Raw genomic sequence first — 23,725 nt, 5'->3', positions numbered from 1 at the left:
AGAGCCTATTCCCAGTCTTCGCGCTGCGGCTTCGGACCGTTGCCCATGCGGCGCTCCAGTTCCGCCGCCTCGGTCTCGGTCAGACGCACATCGAGCGTCACCGTGCCGTCCTCGTTGTCCTCGCGGTTATCGACGATGGCGTGATTATAGAGCCAGGGCAGCAGCGCCAGCTTTTCGACAGGCAGCGTGATCGTCGTTTCCGTCAGAACGCCGGAGAGACGCCGGCTGATTTCATCCATCAGGTGATCGACGCCCTCGCCCGTTATCGCCGAGACGGCAATGACGTTCTCCGTCGTCGATGCCTTCTGCACGATGGCGTCATGTGCCTCCGGCTCAAGGCGATCGATCTTGTTCCAGACCTCGAGAATGCGCTCCGCGCCTTCGGCCTCGCCGATGCCGAGATCGCCAAGGATGCGCATGACGTCGGCGCTTTGCACCTGGTTGTCGTCATCCGAGAGATCGCGCACATGCAAGATGAGATCGGCTTCCAGCACCTCTTCCAGCGTCGCCCGGAAAGCGGCCACAAGGTGGGTCGGCAGGTCGGAGATGAAACCGACAGTGTCGGAGAGAATGACCGTGCGGCCATGCGGCAGCTTCATGCGGCGCAGCGTCGGATCGAGCGTAGCAAACAGCATGTCTTCCGCCAGGACGCCGGCGCCGGTGATGCGGTTGAACAGCGTCGACTTGCCGGCATTGGTATAACCGACCAGAGCCACGATGGGATGCGGTACTTTCCGGCGCTTGGCACGATGAAGCTGGCGGGTGCGAACCACCTGTTCCAGCTCGCGCTCCAGCCGGATGATCCGCTCCTGCAGCATGCGCCGGTCAGCTTCGATCTGGGTTTCACCCGGGCCGCCCATGAATCCGGCACCACCGCGCTGGCGTTCAAGGTGCGTCCAGCTTCGAACCAGCCGGCCCTTCTGATAGTTCAGGTGCGCAAGCTCGACCTGCAGCGTGCCTTCCTTGGTGGAGGCGCGGCGACCGAAGATTTCGAGAATGAGGCCGGTGCGGTCGATGACCTTGGCGTTCCATGCCTTCTCGAGATTGCGTTGCTGTACCGGCGTCAGCGGATGATCGACGATGACAAGCCCGGCGTTGAACTCATCGAGCAACGCGAGGATTTCCTCGATCTTGCCGGTTCCCAGCAGCGTTGCCGGCCGCGGATCGTTGATCGGGACAATCGAGCCGTTGACAACATCAAGATCAATCGCGAGCGCGAGGCCCTTGGCCTCTTCCAGCCGGCTTTCGGGCGGGCGCGAGATGGAGATGGCACTATCGGCCTGAGCGGAACGCGCCGCGCGCGCCTGTTTCAGCACAGGCACGACGACGACAGCGCGCATATCATCCCGGTGCTTTACGGTCTCCGGGATGAGGGAATCATTTTTCGTATCGCGTGTCGTGATAGTGGCAAATCCCAGTTAGGATGCGGCTTCTTCGCTCTCGAACATCTGCATCGGCTGACCCGGCATGATCGTCGAGATCGCGTGCTTGTAGACAAGCTGCGAATGGCCGTCGCGGCGGAGCAAGACACAGAAATTGTCGAACGAGGTTACGACTCCCGTGAGCTTCACGCCATTAATCAAGAAAATTGTCAGTGAAATCTTTTGCTTGCGAACAGTATTGAGAAACAAGTCCTGCAAGTTTTGAGAACGTTCCGCCATCGCGCCGCTTCTTTCTTTTTTGCCGACACAGGTCGGTTAGATGTCATGATATACAGAGGTCCCGGATAGGAGATACCCTCATTCTCTCCCCCCAGCGAATCTTGGTATCAAATCGCAGTCTTTTCCGCAACGTCGAAAAAGGCTTCGCGAATTTTCTGTGACATGCTGCCCGGGTGACCGTTCGCAATGGTCTCGCCATCGATAGAAACGACCGGAAAACAGATACTTGTCGCAGCTGTGATGAAGACTTCGCGGGCCTTCATCATCTCTTCGACCGAGAAGAATCGCTCGACGATCGTCACATCGAGCTTCGCCGCGACGTCCATCAAGGTCGTGCGCGTGATGCCGCGCAGAATGCCGTGCTCGGCGGGGCGCGTGACGAGATTTCCGTCATGATCGACGATCCAGACGTTGGTGGCGGCCCCTTCCTTCACCATGTTGTTGTGGTCGATATAGATCGCCTCCTGCGCGCCGGCCTCCTTCGCCTGCTGGCGGGCCATGGCGTTGGGAAGCAGGCCCACCGACTTGATATCCACCCGATCCCAGCGGTTGTCGCGGACGGTGATCGCCTTGATGCCGTTCGCATTCTTCCTGGCAATCGCGGACTGGTCGGTGCTTTTCGCGGTGACGACGATCGAGGACGGCGTGCCGGCCGGCGGGAAGACATGATCACGGCGGGCGACGCCGCGCGTCACCTGCAGATAGAACAGGCCGTTGCTGACGTGATTACGGCGCAGCGTCTCGCGAATCACCAGAACCAATGCTTGGCGCGTCATCGGCCACGCGATGCGAAGCTCGCCCAGCGAACGGTTGAGACGATCGAGATGGCGCGTCATGTCGACGATCACGCCATGACGAACCTCGCACACCTCATAGACGCCGTCGGCGAACTGATAGCCGCGATCCTCGATATGCACCATGGCATCGCTGTGCTTGACGTAGCGACCGTTGACATAAGCTATTCTCGGCATGGAAGCCCCTGATCCGAATTCTGTGATGTTTGAAATGTCGGACGGCTCTCAGACGCCCAACGATTTCAGTTTGCGATGCAGCGCGGAACGCTCCATGCCGACAAACTCCGCCGTGCGCGAGATGTTGCCGCCGAAACGGTTGATCTGGGCGATGAGATAATCGCGCTCGAACATCTCACGTGCTTCGCGCAGCGGCAGCGTCATGATGTGATAGTCGTTCTTGGCGGAGACCTTCGGCAGCATGTCGCCGAGGTCGGTCGGCAGCATTTCCGCCGTGATCGGCGTATCGGCTCCATCCGAGCGCGCCAGGATCATCAGCCGCTCGATATTGTTGCGCAGCTGGCGGATGTTGCCCGGCCAATCGTGCGCCTGCAGCACGGCCATGGCGTCATCGCCGATGCGGCGCGGGCGGATGCCGGCTTGCTCGGAAATCTGCCGCATCAGCTGATCGACGAGGAAGGGGATATCCTCCCGGCGTTCGGCAAGGGCCGGCACGCGGACAGGCACGACGGCCAGACGGTGATAGAGGTCTTCGCGGAACAGGCTCTCGGCAATGCGGCTTTCGAGGTTATAGGCCGTGGAGGAGATGATGCGGACATCCACCTTGACCCGCTTCGAGCCACCGACGCGCTCGAACTGCTGGTCGACCAGCACGCGCAGGATCTTGTTTTGCGTCTCGCGCGGCATTTCACCGACTTCGTCGAGATAGAGGATGCCGCGATGGGCCTCTTCCAGAGCGCCGATCTTGCGCGCCTGCCCCGGCGAGCCCTCGGTGCCGAACAGGGCGATTTCCATGCGTTCCGGCGTGATGGTTGCGGCGTTGAGCGCAACGAAAGGACCGTTGGCGCGCGTCGACTTCTTGTGGATCATGCGGGCCACAAGCTCCTTGCCGGAGCCGGAGGGGCCGAAGATCATCACGCGGCTGTTGGTCGGCGACACCTTGTCGATGGTCTGGCGCAGCTGCGAAACCGCGACCGAGGTGCCGATCAGCTCCACCGCGTCGCCCGTGCGGCGCTTCAGTTCGGAGACCTCGCGCTTCAGCTTGGAATTTTCGAGCGCGCGCTCGGCGATCAGGATCAGGCGATCGGCCTTGAACGGCTTTTCGATGAAATCGAAGGCGCCGCGCTTGATGGCGGAGACGGCCGTCTCGATGTTGCCGTGACCCGAAATCATGACGATCGGCAGCTCCGGATGGCGTGCCTTGATCTCGTCGAGCAGCGCAAGACCGTCGAGCTTGCTGCCCTGCATCCAGATATCGAGGAAGATCAGCCGTGGCGCTCGGTCGGAAATGGCGGCAAGCGCACTGTCGCTGTCATGCGCCGTACGGGTTTCGTGCCCCTCATCCGAAAGAATTCCCGAAACGATTTCGCGGATGTCTTCCTCGTCGTCCACTACGAGAATATCAGATGCCATAGACGCTTTCCTTGTCACTTGCTGTCTGGACGATGGCGGCCTGCTCACGGCGCGGCAGATGCACGCGGATCATGGCCCCCTTGCCCTGGTCGAAATCGGCGGGTGCGTCGTGAAGTTCGATCTGCCCGCCATGGTCTTCAATGATCTTCTTGACGATGGCGAGACCCAGGCCCGTGCCCTTCTCGCGCATCGTCATGTAAGGTTCCAGAATGCTGTGCCGGTTCTCGACCGGCAGGCCGCGGCCATTGTCGATGACATCGACGGTAAAACGGTCACGGTCCGGGTCGAGGGACGAACGCACCAGGATCTTCGGCTGCTCGCGCGCCTGATCGCTCGGCACGCCGTCGATCGCCTCGACGGCATTCTTGATGAGGTTGCCGAAGGCCTGCCCGAGCATACGGGCATCGAACATGCCCTCGAGCCGTTCGTCGCCCAGCTCACGCTCGAATTTGACGTGGTTGTTGCCCATCTCGCGCAGGAACACGGCGTCGCGCAGAATATCGCGCAGGTCGCTCGGCTCCATCGTCGGCTTGGGCATACGGGCAAAGGAGGAGAACTCGTCGACCATGCGGCCGATATCGCCGACCTGCCGGATGATCGTATCCGTGCACTGGTCGAAGACCGGGCGGTCGGCATCGGCGATGTTCTTGCCGAAGCGGCGGCGGATGCGCTCGGCCGATAGCTGAATCGGCGTCAGCGGGTTCTTGATCTCATGCGCGATGCGGCGCGCGACGTCGGCCCATGCCGTCGAACGCTGCGCGATCACCAGATCGGTGATGTCGTCGAGCGTGATTACATAGGACTCGTCGGCGTCGCGCGATTCCTCGCGTGTCACCTGAAGGCTCAGCGTGCGCACCGTTCCGCCACGGACGAGGCTGATCTGCTTGCGGAAATCGCTGCGATGGCGCGTCGTCGCCTCGGTAACGACCTGATCGACCTCCGGGGCGATTTCCGCCAGGTTCTTGCCGATGAGTTCGTCGCTCTTGAGCGACAGCAGATCTTCGGCCGAGGTGTTGACGATGGTGATGCGCCGGTCGTGCTCGACGCCGATGACCGCCGCGGTGACACCCGACAGCACGGCCTCGATGAAGCGGCGGCGGTCATCGACTTCGTCCTTCGCCTCGAGGATTTCATCGCGCTGGGTACGAATTTCCGAGATCATCTTGTTGAAGGTGCGCGACAGGCTGCCGACGTCACCATCAGCCGAGCGCACCGGCACCAGCACGTTCATATTGCCCGAAGCAACGTTATCGGCCGCGCTGATGAGAAGGCGGATCGGCCGCACGATGCGGTCGGCAATCGCAATCGCGGTCCAGATCGCCGCCAGCAGCACAATCAGAGCAAAGCCGATGTAGAGAACGGCGAAGGCGATCTGCAAGGACATGCGCCCTGCTTCCATCGCCTTGTATTCAGCCGTGTTGTCTTCGACCATGCGCATCGCAGTCATGACGCGCGGATCGACCGCACGCACGGTATAGAGAAACGAACCGGGAAGCTCGTCCAACTTTATGACCGCACCGACGAGGTTGGTCACCCCAGGTGGAATGAGCGTCGGCTGACCGTTGGCCGAGGAGTCCAGCGCATCCTTCGGAATGGCCGGCAGCGGCCGCTCGGTCTTGATCTCGGCCTGAACGATGGCGGTGCCGTCTCTGCGCACGAGGAAGGCGCCCAGCAACCCGCGGCCGCGTGCCTGACGGGTCATCAAATCGGCAAAGCCGGTGCGATCGAGGTTGAAGAGCGAGCGGTTGCGCTCCAGATCATTCGCCATCGAAACGGTCTGACCCTGCAGATAGCTCGCATTCTCCATCAGATAGGCTTGAGCGACGTTCTGCGAGGAACTGATGATCTGCTGCGTGCGCACGCCAAACCAGCGGTCGAGGCCGACATTGAGCGTCAGGCTGGCAACGATGGCGACGAGAATGGCCGGCGTGATCGCGACGATCGAGAAAAGAACGACGATACGGATATGCAGGCGGGCAGCGGCACGGCCGCGGCTGCGCGCCTTGACCAATCGCGCCACCTCGCGGGCGATCAGCGCCATCAGCCCCAGCACGAACAGGCCGTTGATCACGACCGAGGTGAAAACGACGGAGGATGTCGGGGCGATCGGTGTCAGCCCGAGAAGCATCAGCAGGGTTGCTATGGCGCACAGAAGCGCGCCGCCGGCCAGGATCAGACCAGGTAAGGCAAAGGAAGCACGGCGGTCCGTCACCTTGACAACCGCCTCGTCGCTCGCCGCCGGCGACACCGCGTCCTGCATCATTCCCATCAATCTCCACGCCCGAGCGACGGTTGGCGCCTTGGTCGAGTCGCACGGCCAACATTGGGCATCGATGCGAGCGACAAGCAGAGGCGGGAACTGTCGTCCGGTTTCGCACGGAAGCGAAACCTTTACTTCATGTCACTTTTGCAACAAGTTGAAAAATCAGACAAACTCTCGTTCCGACGAGAGTGGGCCAGATGAATCGCCACCGCAAAAACGACGAATCTGCTGCGTGACCTTTAAGCAACGCATTGTGGCGAAAATGCAACGCATCGGATTGCCTTGTCAAGCCGTACGGGAGCTTCTGTAAACCGAAACACCCAGTTCTCTGATCTTTTTGCGCAACGTATTGCGATTCAAGCCCAAAAGATCAGCCGCCTTGATCTGATTGCCGCGCGTGGCGGTCAAGGCGGCGAGGATCAGCGGGTACTCCATTTCCGTCAAGACGCGGTCATAGAGGCCTGGAGGCGGCAGATTTTCGCCGAAGCCGGCGAAATAGGTCCGCATGTTCTCTTCCACCGCCTGGGCAATGGTCATCGTGCCAGTGCGGACCGGACCTTTTTCGATCGGGCTGTCGGGGACGTCGGCGCGCAATTCCGCGTCGATGATCTCCTTGGTGATGACATCCTGCGGATATAGCGCCATCAGTCGGCGGATCAGGTTTTCCAGCTCGCGGACGTTGCCGGGCCAGGGATAGGCCTTCATCAGCTCGAGCGCCTCCTGATCGAAACGCTTGGAACCCAAGCCTTCCTTTTCGGCCTGCTGGATGAAATGACGCACGAGATCGGGAATATCCTCGGCGCGATCGCGCAGCGGCGGCAGGCGCAGCGGCACGACGTTGAGGCGGTAGTACAGGTCCTCGCGGAACAGGCCCTGATTGATCGCCTGCTTCAGATCCTTGTTGGTGGCAGCAACGATGCGGACATCGGTACGGATCGGCGTGCGGCCACCGACGGTCGTATATTCGCCCTGCTGCAGCACGCGCAGCAGGCGCGTCTGCGCATCCATCGGCATGTCGCCGATTTCGTCGAGGAACAACGTGCCGCCCTCGGCCTGTTCGAAGCGGCCCGTCGAGCGGGTCTGCGCGCCGGTAAAGGCGCCCTTCTCATGGCCGAACAGCTCGGATTCGATCAGGTCGCGCGGGATCGCAGCCATGTTGATCGCGACGAACGGGCCGTTGCGGCGCTTGCCATAGTCATGCAGCGCGCGCGCCACCAGCTCCTTGCCGGTACCGGATTCACCGGTGATCATCAGTGTGAGATCGGTCTGCATCAGGCGCGCAAGCACGCGGTAGATTTCCTGCATCGCGGCAGAACGGCCGACGAGCGGCATGCCATCCTGCATGTCGTCTTCGATCTTTGCCGGCTTGCGCTTCGGTTCGGATAGCGCGCGGCCGACAATGGCGATCAGTTCGGTCAGGTCGAAAGGCTTCGGCAGATAGTCGTAAGCACCCTTCTCGGATGCCTTGATGGCCGTCATGAAGGTGTTCTGCGCGCTCATGACCAGCACCGGCAGATCCGGCCTCGCCTTCTTGATGCGCGGCAGCAGATCGAATGCGTTTTCGTCGGGCATGACGACGTCGGTTACGACGAGGTCGCCTTCGCCGGCGGAGACCCAGCGCCAGAGCGTGGCGGCGTTCGACGTGATGCGTACATCGTAACCCGCGCGGCTCAAAGCCTGATTGAGTACGGTGCGGATGGCCGCATCATCATCGGCGACAAGGATCGTGGCTGTCATCGAGTAGTCCCTGTAGAGTTCGGAAGGGGGGCATCTTCTGAGGTAATGCCCTTGGAAGCGGGCATCAGAACACGGAATGTGGTGCGGTGGTTCTGGCTGTCGCATTCGACGATGCCGCCGTGATCGCCGATGATCTTGGCGACCAGCGCGAGGCCGAGACCGGTTCCGTTCGTCTTCGTGGTGATGAACGGATCGAAGAGATGCGGCACGAGATCGGCCGGTACGCCGGGACCATTGTCGATGACGCAGAATTCCAGCGGCAGGGAGATCTTCTCGCGTGTGCCGGCAACCGAAAGCCGAATGCCAGGACGATAGGCCGTCGTCAGCATGATCTCGCCATCCTGCCGGTCGCCGACGGCTTCGGCGGCATTCTTCACCAGATTGAGGAAGACCTGCACGAGCTGGTCCCGGTTTGCAAAAACAGCCGGGAGCGAGGGGTCATAGTTTTCCGAAATCTTGATATTGCGGGCAAAGCCGGCCTTGGCGATTGCCTTCACATGGTCGAGCACGGAATGGATGTTGACGGGCACACGGTCGACCGGCCGCTCGTCGGAGAAAACCTCCATACGGTCGACCAGCGACACGATACGGTCGGTCTCATCGCAGATAAGGCGCGTCAGCGCGCGATCGTCATCCTCGACAGACTGCTCAAGCAGCTGCGCGGCACCGCGAATGCCCGACAACGGATTCTTGATTTCGTGAGCCAGCATCGAGGCAAGCCCCGTGACCGAGCGGGCGGCGGCGCGATGCGTCAGCTGCCGGTCGATCTTGTCCGCCATGGAGCGTTCCTGAAACACTACCACCACCGAGCCGGGTTCGCTGGAAATCGGCGCGACGTAGAGATCCACCAGCTTGTCCTGCCCGAGACGCGGCGAGCTGAGATCGACGCGATACTCGTTGACGGGCGCGCGGCGCTCGCGCACCTGATCGATCAAGGCAAGCAGGGGACTGCCGAACGGAATGAAGGTCGAGATCCTGTAGCGTGCCAGATGCGAGGCGCTGGCGCCGAAAAAAGCCTCGGCCTCCCAGTTGGCGAATGCGATCAAGCCCGCTTCGTCCACCATGACGACGGGGTTCTGGATCGCGTTCAGAACGGCCATAGCCACGGAATTGGCCGTGTTCTCCCCGGCCCCGGAGCTGGATTTCGAAGTCATGCAGCCTCCTGGACGCAGTGGGCGAGATCGGCGCCTGCCTGCAGCGCGGCATGGAAGGATGCCGCGACTTCGACGCTTTCTCTCGACGTCATGATTTTTGCCTTGTCGGCAGCTGTCGTCGCCGGCGCATAGCGATCGAGATACCAGGCAAGATGTTTGCGGGCATGGCGAATGCCGACGGCCTCTCCATAGAACTCCAGCATCATCCGGTAATGTTCAAGGGCGATTTCGACAATCTCCTGGCGATCCGGCTCGCGATGACCGGCCAGCACGCCTGCATGCCACGGACGGCCCTGACAGCCGCGACCGATCATGACGGCGTCGGCGCCGGAGCGCCGCAGGATGTCCTGCGCATCTTCCGCCGTTTCGACGTCGCCATTGGCCACAAGCGGGATGGAGACGACATCGCGCACCGCGCGGATCGCATCCCAATCCGCCCTGCCCTCATAGAATTGCATGCGCGTGCGGCCATGGATGGTGACGAGCTGGATACCCGCCTCCTCGGCACGGCGCGCAATATCTGGCGCATTGATGGAGTTCTCATCCCAGCCGAGCCGCATCTTGAGCGTCACGGGGATGTTGACGGCGCGGACGGTCGCCTCGATCAATGTCAGCGCGTGGTCCGGGTCGCGCATCAGCGCCGAACCGGAATAGCCGCCGATCACCTTCTTGGCCGGGCACCCCATGTTGATATCGATAATGTCGGCGCCGTTGTCGGCGGCGATTTTTGCCGCCTCGGCCATCCAATGCGCCTCACGGCCGGCAAGCTGCACCATATGCGGCTTCAATCCCGCGCTCTTCAGACGCGCCCACGATTCAGCCGTGTCCTGCACGAGCTCGCGACTGGCGACCATTTCGGTCACGACGAGACCGGCGCCATAACGCAAGGCGAGCCGCCGGAAGGGAAGATCGGTCACACCCGACATCGGTGCCAGGATCACGCGATTTCGGATGGATACGGAACCGATGGAAAACGGGGCTGCAAGCTTGGAAGAAAGCAAATGATTATCTTTCGGGCACACCATACATCTGCACTATTTTTAGACACGCTTTAAAAGTTTGCCAAGGGGTTTCGGAGAATACCGATATTTTTTGGGCAAATGCTGGAAAATACTCGGTTGAGGCGATAGACCCTGCTCAGGCAGGATCGCTTTTGGCGATCTATTTAGCATGTGCTTGTTCAAAGAAAAGCTTTACGCTTTTCAAAGCCATGCCGGAGACCGAGCCTTTCATCTTTCGAGGGTTTATGACGCAAATGCATTCAACGCAACCGCTGTCGGTTGGAATCGTGATCGTTGCCGCCGGGCGCGGCGAACGGGCGGGTTCTCCGGAAGAAGGCCCCAAGCAATATCGCCCGATCGGCGGCAGAGCGGTTATTGCGCATACGCTTGAAAGATTCATGACATGGCCGCTGGCGACGAAGATCGTCGTCGTGATCCACCGCGACGATGAGAAACTACTCGGGGCGGCGCTGGAGCAGGTCGCCGGTTTGCCCAAGGTCGAAATCGCCTTTGGTGGCGCGACACGTCAGCAATCCGTGCTTGCCGGGCTGCGGCAGCTGGAGGAAAGCGGCGTGACGCATGTGATGATCCATGATGCCGTGCGCCCCTTCTTCGACCATGATCTGCTTGACCGAGTCGCCGCAGCCCTTGCAGCAGGCGCGCCGGCCGTACTGCCCGCCATGCCCGTCACCGACACGCTGAAGCGCGGCGATGCCAATGGCCTCGTCGTTGAAACTGTCCCCCGCACAGGACTTCACGCGGCGCAGACGCCGCAATCCTTCCGCTTCGCCGATATTCTCGCCGCCCATGAGAAGGCAGCAGCCGACGGCAAGGCCGATTTCACCGACGATGCGGCGATCGCGGAGTGGTGCGGCCTGCCGGTGACGCTCGTGACCGGCAGCGCCGACAATGTGAAACTGACGATCAAGAGGGAAATTGCCATGGCCGACGAAAAGCTCAGCGCCGGGCTGCTGCCTGACGTGCGCACCGGTAACGGTTATGACGTGCATCAGCTGGAGCCCGGCGACGGCGTGACGCTCTGCGGCGTCTTCATTCCGCACGACCAGAAGCTGAAAGGGCACTCGGACGCCGATGTCGCCCTGCATGCCCTGACGGATGCCCTGCTCGCCACCTGCGGCGCCGGGGATATCGGCGACCACTTCCCGCCGTCCGATCCGCAATGGAAGGGTGCGCCGTCGCGCATCTTCATCGAGCATGCGGCCAAGATCGTGCGCGAGCGCGGCGGCACGATCATGAACGCGGATGTGTCGCTGATTGCCGAAGCGCCGAAAGTCGGGCCGCATCGCGACGTTATGCGCGCCAGGCTTTCCGAATTTCTGGGCATCAGCCTTGATCGTTGCTCGGTCAAGGCAACCACAAACGAGCAGATCGGCTTCGTCGGCCGTCGCGAAGGCATCGCCGCTATCGCGACCGCAACGGTCGTCTATCGCGGAGGCAAGGCATGATGCATTTTCCAGATGAGATTATCGCGCTCGCGCAAAAGATCGTCACGGACTTCACGGCCAGGGGCTGCATGGTCGCCACGGCCGAATCCTGCACGGGCGGGCTGATCGCCGGCGCGCTCACGGAAATTCCCGGCTCGTCCGCCGTCGTCGATCGCGGCTTCGTCACCTATACCAATGTTGCCAAGATGGAGATGCTCGGCGTTCAGGAACAGACGCTTGCACGGTTCGGTGCTGTGTCGAAGGAAACCGCGCTGCAGATGGTGCATGGCGCCCTGTTCCGCTCCCGGGCCGATTTTGCCGTGGCGGTAACCGGTGTTGCCGGTCCCGGCGGCGGCTCCGCGGAAAAACCCGTGGGGCTCGTCCACCTCGCCGCCAAGGCGCGCAGCGGCGGGCTCACCCATCGTGAAATGCGCTACGGCGATATCGGCCGTGACAAGATTCGGCTGGCGACCTTGAAAACAGCTTTGGAAATGCTGATCGCGCTCGGCGAATAGCGCCGGGCTCCCGTTTCAGGCGTAGATCTTGTTTGCCCGCGTCTCGAAGGCATCCGTGAACATGCGGAAGGCACGATCGAACATCGACCCCATCAGAGCGCCGAGAATGCGGCTCTTGAACTCATAATCGATGAAGAAATCGATGCTGCAGCCGCCGTTTTCCAATGGCGCGAAGCGCCAGCGATTATCGAGATATTTGAACGGTCCGTCGATGTATTTCACGTCAATGGCGCGCTCGGATTTGTTCAACAGCACCTGCGTCGTGAAGGTCTCGCGGATCGCCTTGTAGCCGACGGTCATGTCGGCTACCAGCAGCACCCTGCCGTCGCGCTCCTTGCGGCTGCGGACCGTGAGCGCATCGCAAAGCGGCAGGAATTCCGGATAACGTTCCACGTCGGCAACGAGGTCGAACATCTGATCGGGAGAATGCGGAACGGGGCGATGGGTTTCGAATTGAGGCATGAGCCGCAATTAAGCAGGACGGCCAAGAAGATCAAGAAGCTGACGCATTTCGCCACGGGATTTCAGCTGAAAAACAGGCACGTCGGGGCCATGCTGCGCGAGGCCTGCGAGCACTCTTGGCGCGAATTTCTCCTCGAACGTCCAGATGAAGCGCAGAAACTCCCAGTCGATCTTCTCGATGCAGCCCGGCGCCATTTCCGGGCGCGTGCGGCCCATCCATCTGATCCAGCGGGAAACCGCTCCCCAGATGCACACAAGGCGGGGCATCCGCACCCAGATGACGAAATCCGTGCGCGGCAGGCGGATATCGAATGTCGAGGGATTCGTGCCGTCCAGTATCCACCGCTCGCCCTGGACCTTGGAGACGACGATGGCACGCTGCTCCTCCTTTGCGCGCTCCACCCAGCCCGGCAGCCACAGAATGTCACGATCGATCGAGATATAGGCAAGGCCGAAGCGGGCGGCGATTTTCTGCGACAGGGTCGATTTGCCGCCACCGGAACAGCCCATGACCATGATGCGATTCGCTCCGCGGATATGATCGGCCGCTTCGGCGAGATCGTGTACCTCGTTGTACAGTGAAGGTATCGCCACGAGATCCATCTCAGCCTCTCAGATCTTCCGTTGAAGGCGCGAAAGCAGTTCTTCGCCATCGCGATAGGATTTCAACGTCACGACAGGCACATTGCTGCCGTGCCGCATCAGCATGTCCTGAAACTGCGGCGCTTCATTACGCTCGAACGTCCAGATGTAGTGCAGGAATTTCCAGTCCAGCCGTTCCGGACATCCGCGCGCCATTTCGGGCCGTGACCGACCCCTGTAGCGCAGCCAACGGGAAGCAACGCCCCTCAACGCCACGTGGCGCGGCGGCCTTCTCCATATGACGATATCGGTGCGCGGCAGCCGCAAGGGCAAGGTCCCCGGGCTATTGCCGTCCATGATCCAGCGCGGCTCGGCGACCGCCTGCTCGATCAGCGCGATGACTTCCGGGCGCGGCCGCGATTTCCAGCCGGGCAACCAGAAGATATCGCGATCCATCGAGACACAGGTGAGGTCGCGCAGAGACGCAATCGCTTGCGCGAGCGTGCTCTTGCCGGTGCCGGAGCAACCCATGACAAGGATACGATCCGCCTTTTTGATGAGGGCCGCCGCCTCGTCGATATCGATCGCACGGGAAAGCGCCTGCGGCGCGACGATCTGCTCCACGGTCCAGCTCCATAGTCGATTCTAAAGCGCCGAAACCGGTAACAAACGGCGGCGTGTTCCCTAGGCCGCCTTGATGACAAAGAGATGACGGCGCGAACAAAAACCGCGGCACAATCGCCGCGGCTCCTTCGAAAGGCAAGACTGGATCTTGTTCCGCTTACTCGGCAGCGAGCAACAGCTTCTTGGCACGAGCGGCCCGCAGCCGCTCGAAATCGTCGCCGGCATGGTGCGACGAACGGGTGAGCGGGCTGGAGGCGACCATCAGGAAGCCCTTGGTGTAAGCCACGGTCTCGTAAGACTTGAACTCTTCCGGCGTGACAAAGCTCATCACCTGATGATGCTTTCGCGTCGGCTGCAGATACTGGCCGATCGTCAAAAAGTCGACATCGGCGGTGCGCAGGTCGTCCATCAGCTGGAGGACTTCGTTGCGCTCTTCGCCGAGGCCGACCATGATGCCCGACTTGGTGAACATTGTGGGGTCGAGTTCCTTGACCCGCTGCAGCAGCCGAACCGAGTGGAAGTACCGCGCGCCGGGGCGGACCGTCAGATAGTTGCCGGGCACGGTCTCCAGATTGTGATTGAAGACGTCCGGCTTGGCGGCGACAACGCGCTCCAGAGCACCCGGCTTCTTCAGGAAGTCCGGCGTCAGGATCTCGATCGTCGTTGCCGGCGAAGCGGCGCGGATCGCCCAGATCACCTTCTCGAAGTGCTCGGCACCGCCGTCCGCCAGGTCGTCACGATCGACCGAGGTGATGACGACGTGGCTGAGGCCCATCTCCTTGACGGCCTTGGCGACATTTTCCGGCTCTGCCATGTCGAGCGCATTCGGCTTGCCAGTTGCGACGTTGCAGAAGGCGCAGGCACGGGTACAGATCTCGCCCATGATCATGAACGTCGCGTGCTTCTTGTCCCAGCATTCGCCGATATTCGGGCAGCCGGCTTCCTCGCAGACGGTGACGAGCTTGTGCTCCTTCACGATCGAGCGGGTTTCGGCATAGCCTTTCGACGTCGGTGCCTTCACACGAATCCAGTCCGGCTTGCGCAGCACTTCCGTATCCGGCCGATGTGCCTTTTCGGGATGACGCACGCGCTTGGCGTCCGGGTTGATCGTGTCGAGAATGGTGACCATGAAACGTCTACTTTCCGCCGCTTGAAATGCGGCCCTTCATCGCCGAGCGAATTTGGCGAGGAATATCAGAATGCACGCACCGATGAAACCGGTGATGAAAAAGCCGAGCCGGCCGCCGGGCACGCCGACATGCAAGGCCACCAGAAGCCCCGCCGCAACCACCGAGCCGGCAATGCCGAGGATGATGTTCAGGATGATGCCGTAGCGCGCGTCCATCAGCTTGCCTGCGAGCCAGCCCGCAAGACCGCCGATGATGATCAGACCCAGCCAACCGACACTTTCCATCACAACCCCGATCTCAGAGCATTTCCGTTTCAAGTGGTGTCACGGAAATGCTCTATCCTTTTATTTTTATGCAGTTCCGGACGCAAAACCGCTTCGCACTTTTGCTGGAACTGCTCTAGGCGATCAATCTCGCCAACAGCACCACGATGATCGCGCCGACGGTGGCATGGATGACCTCCACGACAAGCGCGTTTTCAATGCCCAGCGAAATCCCGAAATAATGGAACAGGAAGCCGCCGACGAAAGCCCCAATCACGCCACTCACCAAGCAACCGATCAAGCCGCCGCCACCGCCAACGATCAGGCTGGCGAGAAACCCCGCCGCCAGGCCGATGAAAAGAAAGACGATCCAAGCTTCCGTCGTGATAGACATGTTGATTTCCTTTCCTGATTTCCACCCCTTCGATAAAGGGCATGGCAGGAAATTATCAAGCGTTCAGCACCCGGCCGTAAGCGTCGAGCACGGCTTCCTTCATCGTCTCCGAAACGGTCGGATGCGGGAAGATCGTGTGCATCAGCTCCTCTTCCGTCGTTTCCAAGTTCATGGCAACGACGAAGCCCTGGATGAGTTCGGTCACCTCTGCGCCGACCATGTGCGCGCCCAAGAGCTCGCCGGTCTTCTTGTCGAAGATGACCTTGCAGAGACCCTGGTCTTCGCCCAGCGCAATCGCCTTGCCGTTGGCGACGAAGGAGAAGCGGCCGACGCGGATATCGCGACCGAGCTCCTTGGCCTTGGCTTCGGTCATTCCGACCGAGGCGACCTGCGGCTGGCAATAGGTGCAGCCCGGAACCTTGGCCTTGTCGGTCGGATGGACATTCGGCAGGCCGGCGATCTTCTCGATGCAGACGACGCCCTCATGCTCGGCCTTGTGCGCCAGCATCGGAGGGCCGGCGACGTCGCCGATCGCGTAGATGCCGGGAACATTGGTCTTGCCGTAACCGTCGATGACGACGCAGCCGCGGTCGGTCTTCACACCGAGCGCCTCAAGCCCTAGATTCTCGATGTTGCCCTGCACGCCGACGGCGGAGATCATGCGGTCGGCAACGATCTGCTGAACCTTGCCGTCTTCCGTTTCGACATGGGCCGTGATCGAGTTGGCAGCCTTGTCGACCTTCGTGACCTTCGCCTTGGTGAAGATCTTCAGGCCGCGCTTCTCGAGCTGCTTGCGGGCGATGCCGGAAACTTCCGCATCCTCGACCGGCATGATGGTTGGCATGACTTCGACGACCGTGACATCGACGCCCATCGAGCGATAGAAGCTGGCGAATTCGATACCGATCGCGCCCGAGCCCATGACGAGCAGCGACTTCGGCAGGAAGTCCGGCTTCAATGCCTCGAAATAGGTCCAGATCAGTTTGCCGTCCGGCTCGATGCCGGGCAGAGCGCGCGGACGGGCGCCAGTGGCGACGATGATATGCTTGGCGGTATAGGTGCCCTCGCCCTTGACGTTCTTTGGCAGCGGATGCTGCGGCTCGACAACAGGCTTCGTCGACTTGCCGACGACGATTTCGCCTGGCTGAGCGCCGGTCGAAGCCTTGGTGATCTTGGCTTCACCCCAGATGACGTCGACCTTGTTCTTCTTCATCAGGAAGCCAACGCCCTGGTTGAGCCGGGCGGAGACGCCGCGCGAGCGGGCGACGACTGCCTTGACATCCGCGCTCACCTTGCCTTCGAGAACGAGGCCGTAATCCTTCAGATGATTGGAATGATCGAGAATTTCGGCCGAACGAAGCAGCGCCTTGGTGGGTATGCAGCCCCAGTTGAGGCAGATGCCGCCCAGATGCTCACGCTCGACGATCGCGGTCTTCAGGCCAAGCTGGCCGGCGCGCACTGCGGCGACATAACCGCCCGGACCGGAGCCGATGATGATGACGTCGTAATTCTCAGCCATGTGTTTCCTGCCTTATTGGTGGCGGCCGGTCGAAGCTGCAGCCTGCCCTGATTTGTTAAATTCCAAGCATCATCCGCACGATCGACTCAAGGCCACGCCCGAGCGCCCGGGTGTTTTCCGCATCGAGATGCACGCCGTCGAGCGGTGTGGTGGAGGCAACCGAATTGGCATCGAAGAAACCGCAGCCCAGTTCATCGGCCAGATCGCGGTAAAGCGTCGACAGCTTGCTCGATTCCTTGATCGCGCCGAGATAGCTGGCCGCGAAAGCGGGATTCGCAGTCTCGGAGATCGCCGGCGGTGCGACGATGAGGATGTCGGGCACCTCGTAGTCGAACCCCCAGGCGTGATTGCGCACCAGTTGCACTAACCGGCTGATGCCCTGCAGAGCAGCGAAGGCCGAGCCGGCCACGACCGGCTTCATATCGTTGGTGCCAAGCAGGATGATCACGAGATCGAGCGGGTTATGGGTCTGCAGGATCGTCGGCAAGATCCTCGCGCCGTTGCGGTCGCAATCGGCGAGATGATCGTCGAAAGCGGTGGTGCGGCCATTCAACCCTTCCGGAATGACACGAACCTGATCACCGAGCGCCCTTTGCAGCACGCTCGGCCACCGATCCTCATAGGCATGACGACCGATCGTCTCGGCGCTATAGCCCCACGTCAACGAGTCGCCATAACACAGAACGGTCTTGGTCATTCATGCCTCCAGTTTACGACAAGGCTCAGACGAGCATCCCCATCGGATTTTCGATGTAGCCCTTGAAGGCGGCCAGGAGCTCGGCACCGAGCGCACCGTCGACGGCGCGATGGTCGGTCGACAGCGTGACGGTCATCACATTGGCTATCACCATTTCGCCCTTCTTGACGATGACACGCTGCTCGCCGGCGCCGACGGCCAGGATGGTCGCATGCGGCGGGTTGACGACGGCGGCGAAGTTCTTGACGCCCATCATGCCCATGTTCGACACGGCAGTCGTACCGCCCTGATACTCCTCGGGCTTCAGCTTGCGCTCCTTGGCGCGCTTGCCGTAGTCCTTCATCTCGTTGGAGATGGTCGAGAGTGTCTTCTGCTCGGCGCTGCGGATGATCGGTGTGATCAGGCCGCCCGGGATGGAGACGGCAACGCCGACATCGGCATGCTTGTGCTTGACCATGTTGCTGTCCGTCCAGGAGACGTTGGCATCAGGCACGTCATGCAGCGCGAGAGCCAGTGCCTTGATGACCATGTCGTTGACCGAGAGCTTGTAGGCCGGCACGCCATCTTTCGACTTCGGAGCGGAATCGTTGAGCTGCGTGCGAAGCGCCAGCAGCGCGTCGAGTTCGCAATCGACCGAGACGTAGAAGTGCGGGATCGTCTGCTTGGATTCCTGCAGGCGCTTGGCAATGGTCTTGCGCATGCCGTCATGTGGCACAAGCTCGTAGGAACCTTGCTCGAACAGCTTGAGGACGGATTCTTCCGACATGCCCTTGGGCGCGGCGGCAGGAGCAGCAGCGGCGGCCGGCTGTGCAGCGGGTGCGGCTGCAGGTGCAGCCTTGGCCGTGCCGCCGGAAACCGCAGCCTCGACGTCCTTCTTGATGACGCGGCCGTGCGGACCGGTGCCGGAAACCGCCGTCACATCGATGCCGGCTTCCTTGGCCAGTCGACGCGCGAGCGGCGACGCGAAGGTACGATGACCGTCGCTTGCAGTAGGAGCCGACACAGCCGGAGCGGATGCAGCGGGAGCCGAAACGCTTGCCGGGGCAGGCGCGGCCGCAGGGGCTGCTTCCGCCTTCGGAGCCGCAGCTGCGCCGCCAGCGCCAGAGGCTGCCGCAGCGACATCCTCGCCATCGGCGGCAATCACTGCGATCAGCGCATTGACCTTCACGCCTTCGGTGCCAGCGGGAACGACGATCTTGGCGACGGTGCCTTCATCGACGGCTTCGACTTCCATCGTTGCCTTGTCAGTCTCGATCTCGGCGATGACATCGCCGGACTTGATCTTGTCGCCTTCCTTGACCAGCCACTTGGCGAGGTTGCCCTCTTCCATGGTCGGCGAGAGGGCAGGCATAGTGATGTTGATAGGCATCGATGAGCCCTCCCCTTACTTGTAGCAAACGGCCTTCACCGCATCGACCACTTCGGCGACGCTTGGAAGCGCCAGCTTTTCGAGGTTGGCGGCGTATGGCATGGGTACGTCCTTGCCGGCGATCGTCAGGATCGGCGCATCGAGATAATCGAAGGCCTGCTGCATGACGCGGGTGGCGATTTCCGTGCCGACCGACGACTGCGGATAGCCTTCCTCGACGGTTACCAGACGGCCGGTCTTCTTGACCGATTCGATGATCGCCGGAAGATCCATCGGGCGGATGGTGCGCAGGTCGATGAGTTCGACATCGATGCCCTGGGCTTCCAGCTCGGCGACCGCCTTCGTGGCATAGGTCATGCCGATACCGAAGGAAACGACCGTGACGTCCTTGCCCGGACGATGGATGCGGGCCTTGCCGATCGGCAGAACAAAGTTATCCAGCTTCGGCACGTCGAAGTGCTGACCGTAGAGGATTTCGTTTTCGAGGAATATGACGGGGTTCGGATCACGGATCGCAGCCTTCAGCAGGCCCTTGGCGTCAGCTGCCGTGTAGGGCATGACAACCTTGAGGCCCGGAATGTGGCTATACCAGGAGGCGTAGTCCTGGCTGTGCTGCGCGCCGACGCGAGCCGCCGCACCGTTCGGACCGCGGAAGACGATCGGAGCGCCCATCTGGCCGCCGGACATATAGAGCGTCTTGGCAGCGGAGTTGATGATCTGGTCGATCGCCTGCATGGCGAAGTTGAAGGTCATGAACTCGACGATCGGACGAAGGCCGGCCATGGCAGCGCCGACGCCGATACCGGCAAAGCCATGCTCGGTGATCGGGGTGTCGATGACGCGCCGGGCACCGAATTCCTGCAGCAACCCCTGGGTCACCTTGTAGGCACCCTGGTATTCAGCAACCTCTTCACCCATGACGAAGACGTCCGGGTTGGAGCGCATTTCTTCGGCCATGGCATCGCGCAGCGCTTCACGCACCGTCATCGACACCATTTCCGTGCCGGCCGGGATTTCCGGATCAGCGGGAGCCGCAGCCTTCGGCTGGGCCGGAACCGGTGCAGCGGCTGCAGGCGCCGGAGCGGTGGCGGGAGCCTCGGCCTTAGCCGGCTCGGCAGCGGGTGCTGCCCTTGCGGACGAAATGGCATCGGCCGATTCACCGTCCTGTAGCAGGATAGCGATCTTGGCGTTCACCTTGACGCCTTCGGTGCCGGCGTCGACCAGCAGCTTGCCGATGACGCCTTCGTCGACGGCTTCCACTTCCATGGTGGCCTTGTCGGTTTCGATTTCGGCAATGACGTCACCGGAAACGACCTTGTCGCCTTCCTTCTTGAGCCATTTCGAAAGAGTGCCTTCTTCCATCGTCGGAGAAAGGGCGGGCATAAGAATATCGATGGGCATTGATCGTCCCTCCCCGATTTAGAGCAGAATGTCGGTGTAGAGCTCGGATGCATCCGGCTCCGGATTGTTCTGGGCAAAATCGGCGCTGTCGGCGACGATGTCGCGAACATCCTTGTCGATATCCTTCAGATCATCTTCGGTCGCCCAGCCCTTTTCGAGAAGGCGAACACGGACCTGCTCGATCGGGTCATGCTCGGAGCGCATCTTCTGCACTTCGTCCTTGGAACGGTACTTGGCCGGGTCGGACATGGAGTGACCGCGATAACGGTAGGTCAACATTTCCAGGATGATCGGGCCCTTGCCGGAACGGCAATGCGCAACGGCTTCGTCAGCTGCAGCCTTGACGGCGCGAACGTCCATGCCGTCGACCTGGATGCCGGGGATGCCGAAGGAAGCGCCGCGCTTGGAGAAGTCGGCCTGCGCGGTGGCGCGAGCGGTCGAGGTACCCATGGCGTAACGGTTGTTCTCGATCACGAAAATGACAGGCAGCTTCCAGAGCTGCGCCATGTTGAAGCTTTCGTAGACCTGGCCTTGGTTGGCGGCGCCATCACCGAAATAGGCGACGCTGACATTGTCGTTGCCGCGATACCAGTTGGCAAAGCCGAGACCGGTGCCAAGCGAGACCTGGGCGCCGACGATGCCGTGGCCGCCGTAGAAATTCTTCTCCTTGGAGAACATGTGCATCGAGCCGCCCTTCCCTCGGGAATAGCCGCCCTGACGTCCGGTGAGCTCAGCCATGACGCCGCGTGCTTCCATGCCGGTTGCCAGCATGTGCCCGTGGTCGCGATAGCCGGTGATGACCTGATCGCCATCCTTCAGCGCCAGCTGCATGCCGACGACGACAGCTTCCTGGCCGATGTAAAGGTGACAGAAACCGCCAATGAAGCCCATGCCGTAAAGCTGGCCGGCCTTCTCCTCGAAGCGGCGGATCAGGAGCATCTCACGATAAGCCTTGAGCTCCGCATCACGATCGAAATCTGCGATCGGACCGCCATTGGTTTCCTTGGCAGGTCTTGATGCTGTCTTACGGCTGGAAACGGTCGCGTTTTTTCGCGGCGCCATTCAACCCTCCCTGTGTGAGTAGCCTCGTTTTGTGGTGAGGCGTAACATAGGCAAGATTGTTCGCCACAGCAATGCTATAATTGCATGGCTCGTATTCTTCGCAACTTATTGATATAACTTGCGAAAAGGCGATTAACCAGAATTCGGTTAATTGTGGCTATTTGTTGAATATGACGATTTCGTTCGCCTTGGAATAGGTCAGCTGATAACGCGCATACTGATCGAGCATGTCCTTGTCCAAAGAGCCGTCACTCAACAACGCGACCTCCTTTTCAAAGTGCTCGCGCTTGGCGACGAGATCAGCCAACTCCTTGGCGCGGTCAATGCGACGCTGCTCGAAAACCTCGGTCGCCTTCAGGCCGTAATCGCCATGAATGCAATGATAACCGAAATAGCTCACAAAAGCGATGGTAATGGCGGGAAGGATGAGACGGCCGAACCTTCTCTTCTTATGATACTTTGTCCACATACTCGCTCGTCACGCCCTGGCTTTACGCGATCTCCCCAAAGCCAATGCAGCCACGAACAAGATCACATCAAATCAAACACCTAGAGCTAATGTAAGCGGCAGAGATTAACCGTCCGTTGACTCTAACGACACGGCCCAACAAAAAACCGCGCCCGGGGGGGCGCGGTTCGATTTCAACGATTACCATGGCCGCGGGTCAAAAGAGAGCCTGCGGAACAATATCAGCCGCGCAGAATGGAGCGGCCGGCATATTTGGCCTGCGGGCCGAGCGCTTCCTCGATGCGGATGAGCTGGTTGTACTTGGCAAGACGGTCGGAGCGCGACAGCGAGCCGGTCTTGATCTGGCCGCAGTTGGTGGCAACGGCGAGGTCGGCGATCGTGGAGTCTTCCGTTTCGCCCGAGCGGTGCGACATGACGGCCGTGTAGTTGGCCTTGTGCGCGGTTTCGACGGCATCGAGGGTCTCGGTCAGCGAACCGATCTGGTTGACCTTGACGAGGATCGAGTTGGCAACGCCCATGCGGATACCGTCGCGCAGGCGGGCGGAATTGGTGACGAACAGATCGTCGCCGACGAGCTGCGTCTTCTTGCCGATCAGGTCGGTCAGCGTCTTCCAGCCTTCCCAGTCGTCTTCAGCCATGCCGTCTTCGATCGAAACGATCGGGTAGTTGGCGGCAAGTTCTGCCAGGTATTCGGCCATGGCGCCCGATTCCAGCGTGCGGCCTTCGCCTTCGAGAACGTACTTGCCGTCCTTGAAGAATTCGGTCGAGGCGCAATCGAGGCCGAGAGCAATTTCATCACCCGGCTTGTAGCCAGCCTTTTCGATGGACTTCATGATGAAGTCGAGGGCTGCCGGGGCACTGGACAAGCCCGGCGCGAAACCACCCTCGTCGCCGACGTTGGTGTTGTGGCCCTGCGATGCCAGTTCCTTCTTCAGGACGTGGAAGACTTCCGAACCCATACGGACGGCTTCTCGGATCGAGTCGGCGCCGATCGGCAGGATCATGAATTCCTGGAAGTCGATCGGGTTGTCGGCATGGGCGCCGCCGTTGATGATGTTCATCATCGGAACCGGCAGCAAGCGAGCGTGAGCGCCGCCGACATAACGGTAGAGCGGCAGGTTGGCGCTCTGAGCGGCAGCCTTGGCAACGGCAAGCGAAACGCCGAGGATGGCGTTCGCGCCGAGACGCGACTTGTTCGGCGTGCCGTCGAGCTCGATCATGATGTTGTCGAGCTGGATCTGGTTTTCAGCATCCATGCCGCCAATGGCATCGAAGATTTCCGAGTTGACGGCTTCGACGGCCTTCTCGACACCCTTGCCATGGTAGCGCTTGCCGCCATCGCGAAGCTCGACGGCCTCATGCGCGCCGGTCGATGCGCCCGACGGAACCGCCGCGCGGCCCATGCTGCCATCTTCGAGGTAGACATCGACTTCGACAGTCGGATTGCCACGGCTGTCGAGAATCTCGCGGGCGATAATGTCGGTGATTGCGGTCATGATAGCTTCCTGCTCGCTGGTTTATAAATCGATTTAAATCGTCTTAATCGACGGTGCGGAAATTACAATGGCGATCCGCACCTCGATCTGGCGCTCC

General features: G+C 61.0%; 23 protein-coding genes. 2 read left to right on the top strand and 21 right to left on the bottom strand.

From position 1 onward, the window contains the following. Nucleotides 1-5 precede the first annotated feature (5 nt). The 8 genes from hflX to dusB form a co-directional block, all read right to left on the bottom strand. Nucleotides 6-1,340, bottom strand: coding sequence for a GTPase HflX (gene hflX, locus ACIQWP_RS23060; RefSeq protein ID WP_402792649.1), 1,335 nt, complete (start codon nucleotides 1,338-1,340; stop codon nucleotides 6-8). A gap of 78 nt (nucleotides 1,341-1,418) precedes the next feature. Next, nucleotides 1,419-1,661, bottom strand: a complete 243-nt coding sequence (hfq, locus tag ACIQWP_RS23055; protein WP_003539403.1) for an RNA chaperone Hfq — start codon at nucleotides 1,659-1,661, stop codon at nucleotides 1,419-1,421. 107 nt (nucleotides 1,662-1,768) lie between these two features. Further along, complete coding sequence (locus ACIQWP_RS23050; protein WP_402792646.1) at nucleotides 1,769-2,632, bottom strand: D-amino-acid transaminase; 864 nt, start codon at nucleotides 2,630-2,632, stop codon at nucleotides 1,769-1,771. A 48-nt stretch (nucleotides 2,633-2,680) separates the two neighbouring features. Continuing rightward, nucleotides 2,681-4,045, bottom strand: a complete 1,365-nt coding sequence (locus tag ACIQWP_RS23045; protein WP_402792645.1) for a sigma-54-dependent transcriptional regulator — start codon at nucleotides 4,043-4,045, stop codon at nucleotides 2,681-2,683. Then, nucleotides 4,035-6,308 carry an ATP-binding protein gene (locus ACIQWP_RS23040; RefSeq protein WP_402792643.1) on the bottom strand — a complete coding sequence of 758 codons (2,274 nt, stop codon included), beginning with the start codon at nucleotides 6,306-6,308 and terminating at the stop codon, nucleotides 4,035-4,037. Before ACIQWP_RS23040 ends, ACIQWP_RS23045 begins: the two co-directional genes overlap by 11 nt. Nucleotides 6,309-6,593: 285 nt before the next feature. Then, nucleotides 6,594-8,045: a nitrogen regulation protein NR(I) gene (ntrC, locus tag ACIQWP_RS23035; RefSeq protein WP_402792642.1), complete on the bottom strand. Its 1,452-nt coding sequence runs from the start codon at nucleotides 8,043-8,045 to the stop codon at nucleotides 6,594-6,596. Further along, on the bottom strand, nucleotides 8,042-9,199 hold the full coding sequence (locus tag ACIQWP_RS23030) for a nitrogen regulation protein NR(II) (RefSeq protein WP_402792640.1): 1,158 nt from the start codon (nucleotides 9,197-9,199) through the stop codon (nucleotides 8,042-8,044). Before ACIQWP_RS23030 ends, ntrC begins: the two co-directional genes overlap by 4 nt. Continuing rightward, nucleotides 9,196-10,224: a tRNA dihydrouridine synthase DusB gene (dusB, locus tag ACIQWP_RS23025; protein ID WP_402792638.1), complete on the bottom strand. Its 1,029-nt coding sequence runs from the start codon at nucleotides 10,222-10,224 to the stop codon at nucleotides 9,196-9,198. Before dusB ends, ACIQWP_RS23030 begins: the two co-directional genes overlap by 4 nt. 221 nt (nucleotides 10,225-10,445) lie before the next feature. On the opposite strand from dusB, the gene ACIQWP_RS23020 reads away from it, so the two are divergent. Continuing rightward, complete coding sequence (locus tag ACIQWP_RS23020) at nucleotides 10,446-11,666, top strand: bifunctional 2-C-methyl-D-erythritol 4-phosphate cytidylyltransferase/2-C-methyl-D-erythritol 2,4-cyclodiphosphate synthase (RefSeq protein WP_402792636.1); 1,221 nt, start codon at nucleotides 10,446-10,448, stop codon at nucleotides 11,664-11,666. Then, nucleotides 11,663-12,160: a CinA family protein gene (locus tag ACIQWP_RS23015; protein ID WP_402792634.1), complete on the top strand. Its 498-nt coding sequence runs from the start codon at nucleotides 11,663-11,665 to the stop codon at nucleotides 12,158-12,160. Before ACIQWP_RS23020 ends, ACIQWP_RS23015 begins: the two co-directional genes overlap by 4 nt. A 15-nt stretch (nucleotides 12,161-12,175) precedes the next feature. On the opposite strand, the gene ACIQWP_RS23010 is transcribed toward ACIQWP_RS23015, so the two are convergent. The 13 genes from ACIQWP_RS23010 to eno form a co-directional block, all read right to left on the bottom strand. Then, nucleotides 12,176-12,622 carry a type II toxin-antitoxin system RatA family toxin gene (locus ACIQWP_RS23010; protein WP_402792632.1) on the bottom strand — a complete coding sequence of 149 codons (447 nt, stop codon included), beginning with the start codon at nucleotides 12,620-12,622 and terminating at the stop codon, nucleotides 12,176-12,178. 9 nt (nucleotides 12,623-12,631) lie between these two features. Continuing rightward, nucleotides 12,632-13,225, bottom strand: coding sequence for an AAA family ATPase (locus tag ACIQWP_RS23005; protein ID WP_402792630.1), 594 nt, complete (start codon nucleotides 13,223-13,225; stop codon nucleotides 12,632-12,634). A gap of 9 nt (nucleotides 13,226-13,234) precedes the next feature. Continuing rightward, entirely contained in the window at nucleotides 13,235-13,828 is a 594-nt protein-coding gene (locus ACIQWP_RS23000; RefSeq protein ID WP_402792628.1) for an AAA family ATPase, read from the bottom strand. Nucleotides 13,829-13,985: 157 nt separating this feature from the next. Then, on the bottom strand, nucleotides 13,986-14,957 hold the full coding sequence (gene lipA / locus ACIQWP_RS22995; protein WP_402792626.1) for a lipoyl synthase: 972 nt from the start codon (nucleotides 14,955-14,957) through the stop codon (nucleotides 13,986-13,988). 36 nt (nucleotides 14,958-14,993) lie between these two features. Then, the gene (locus ACIQWP_RS22990) at nucleotides 14,994-15,242 is read right to left on the bottom strand and encodes a GlsB/YeaQ/YmgE family stress response membrane protein (RefSeq protein WP_092715509.1); all 249 of its coding nucleotides are present in this window, start codon (nucleotides 15,240-15,242) and stop codon (nucleotides 14,994-14,996) included. A 115-nt stretch (nucleotides 15,243-15,357) separates the two neighbouring features. Continuing rightward, entirely contained in the window at nucleotides 15,358-15,615 is a 258-nt protein-coding gene (locus ACIQWP_RS22985) for a GlsB/YeaQ/YmgE family stress response membrane protein (RefSeq protein ID WP_402792623.1), read from the bottom strand. A 55-nt stretch (nucleotides 15,616-15,670) separates the two neighbouring features. Next, nucleotides 15,671-17,134 carry a dihydrolipoyl dehydrogenase gene (gene lpdA, locus ACIQWP_RS22980; protein WP_402792622.1) on the bottom strand — a complete coding sequence of 488 codons (1,464 nt, stop codon included), beginning with the start codon at nucleotides 17,132-17,134 and terminating at the stop codon, nucleotides 15,671-15,673. A gap of 55 nt (nucleotides 17,135-17,189) precedes the next feature. Further along, complete coding sequence (locus tag ACIQWP_RS22975; RefSeq protein WP_402792621.1) at nucleotides 17,190-17,831, bottom strand: SGNH/GDSL hydrolase family protein; 642 nt, start codon at nucleotides 17,829-17,831, stop codon at nucleotides 17,190-17,192. Between the two features lie 25 nt (nucleotides 17,832-17,856). After that, nucleotides 17,857-19,200, bottom strand: coding sequence for a pyruvate dehydrogenase complex dihydrolipoamide acetyltransferase (locus tag ACIQWP_RS22970; protein ID WP_402792619.1), 1,344 nt, complete (start codon nucleotides 19,198-19,200; stop codon nucleotides 17,857-17,859). Between the two features lie 15 nt (nucleotides 19,201-19,215). Then, nucleotides 19,216-20,601: a pyruvate dehydrogenase complex E1 component subunit beta gene (locus ACIQWP_RS22965; protein ID WP_402792617.1), complete on the bottom strand. Its 1,386-nt coding sequence runs from the start codon at nucleotides 20,599-20,601 to the stop codon at nucleotides 19,216-19,218. A gap of 18 nt (nucleotides 20,602-20,619) precedes the next feature. After that, on the bottom strand, nucleotides 20,620-21,663 hold the full coding sequence (pdhA, locus tag ACIQWP_RS22960; RefSeq protein WP_402792615.1) for a pyruvate dehydrogenase (acetyl-transferring) E1 component subunit alpha: 1,044 nt from the start codon (nucleotides 21,661-21,663) through the stop codon (nucleotides 20,620-20,622). A 157-nt stretch (nucleotides 21,664-21,820) separates the two neighbouring features. Further along, nucleotides 21,821-22,132, bottom strand: a complete 312-nt coding sequence (locus ACIQWP_RS22955; RefSeq protein WP_402792613.1) for a septum formation initiator family protein — start codon at nucleotides 22,130-22,132, stop codon at nucleotides 21,821-21,823. Between the two features lie 221 nt (nucleotides 22,133-22,353). After that, on the bottom strand, nucleotides 22,354-23,628 hold the full coding sequence (eno, locus tag ACIQWP_RS22950; protein WP_402792611.1) for a phosphopyruvate hydratase: 1,275 nt from the start codon (nucleotides 23,626-23,628) through the stop codon (nucleotides 22,354-22,356). Between the last annotated feature and the right edge of the window lie 97 nt (nucleotides 23,629-23,725).

This window comes from Rhizobium sp. NPDC090279, from assembly GCF_044769665.1.
GTDB lineage: Bacteria > Pseudomonadota > Alphaproteobacteria > Rhizobiales > Rhizobiaceae > Rhizobium.
Note: the sequence above shows the minus strand (reverse complement) of the source record. Positions and strands in the feature narration are given on the sequence as shown.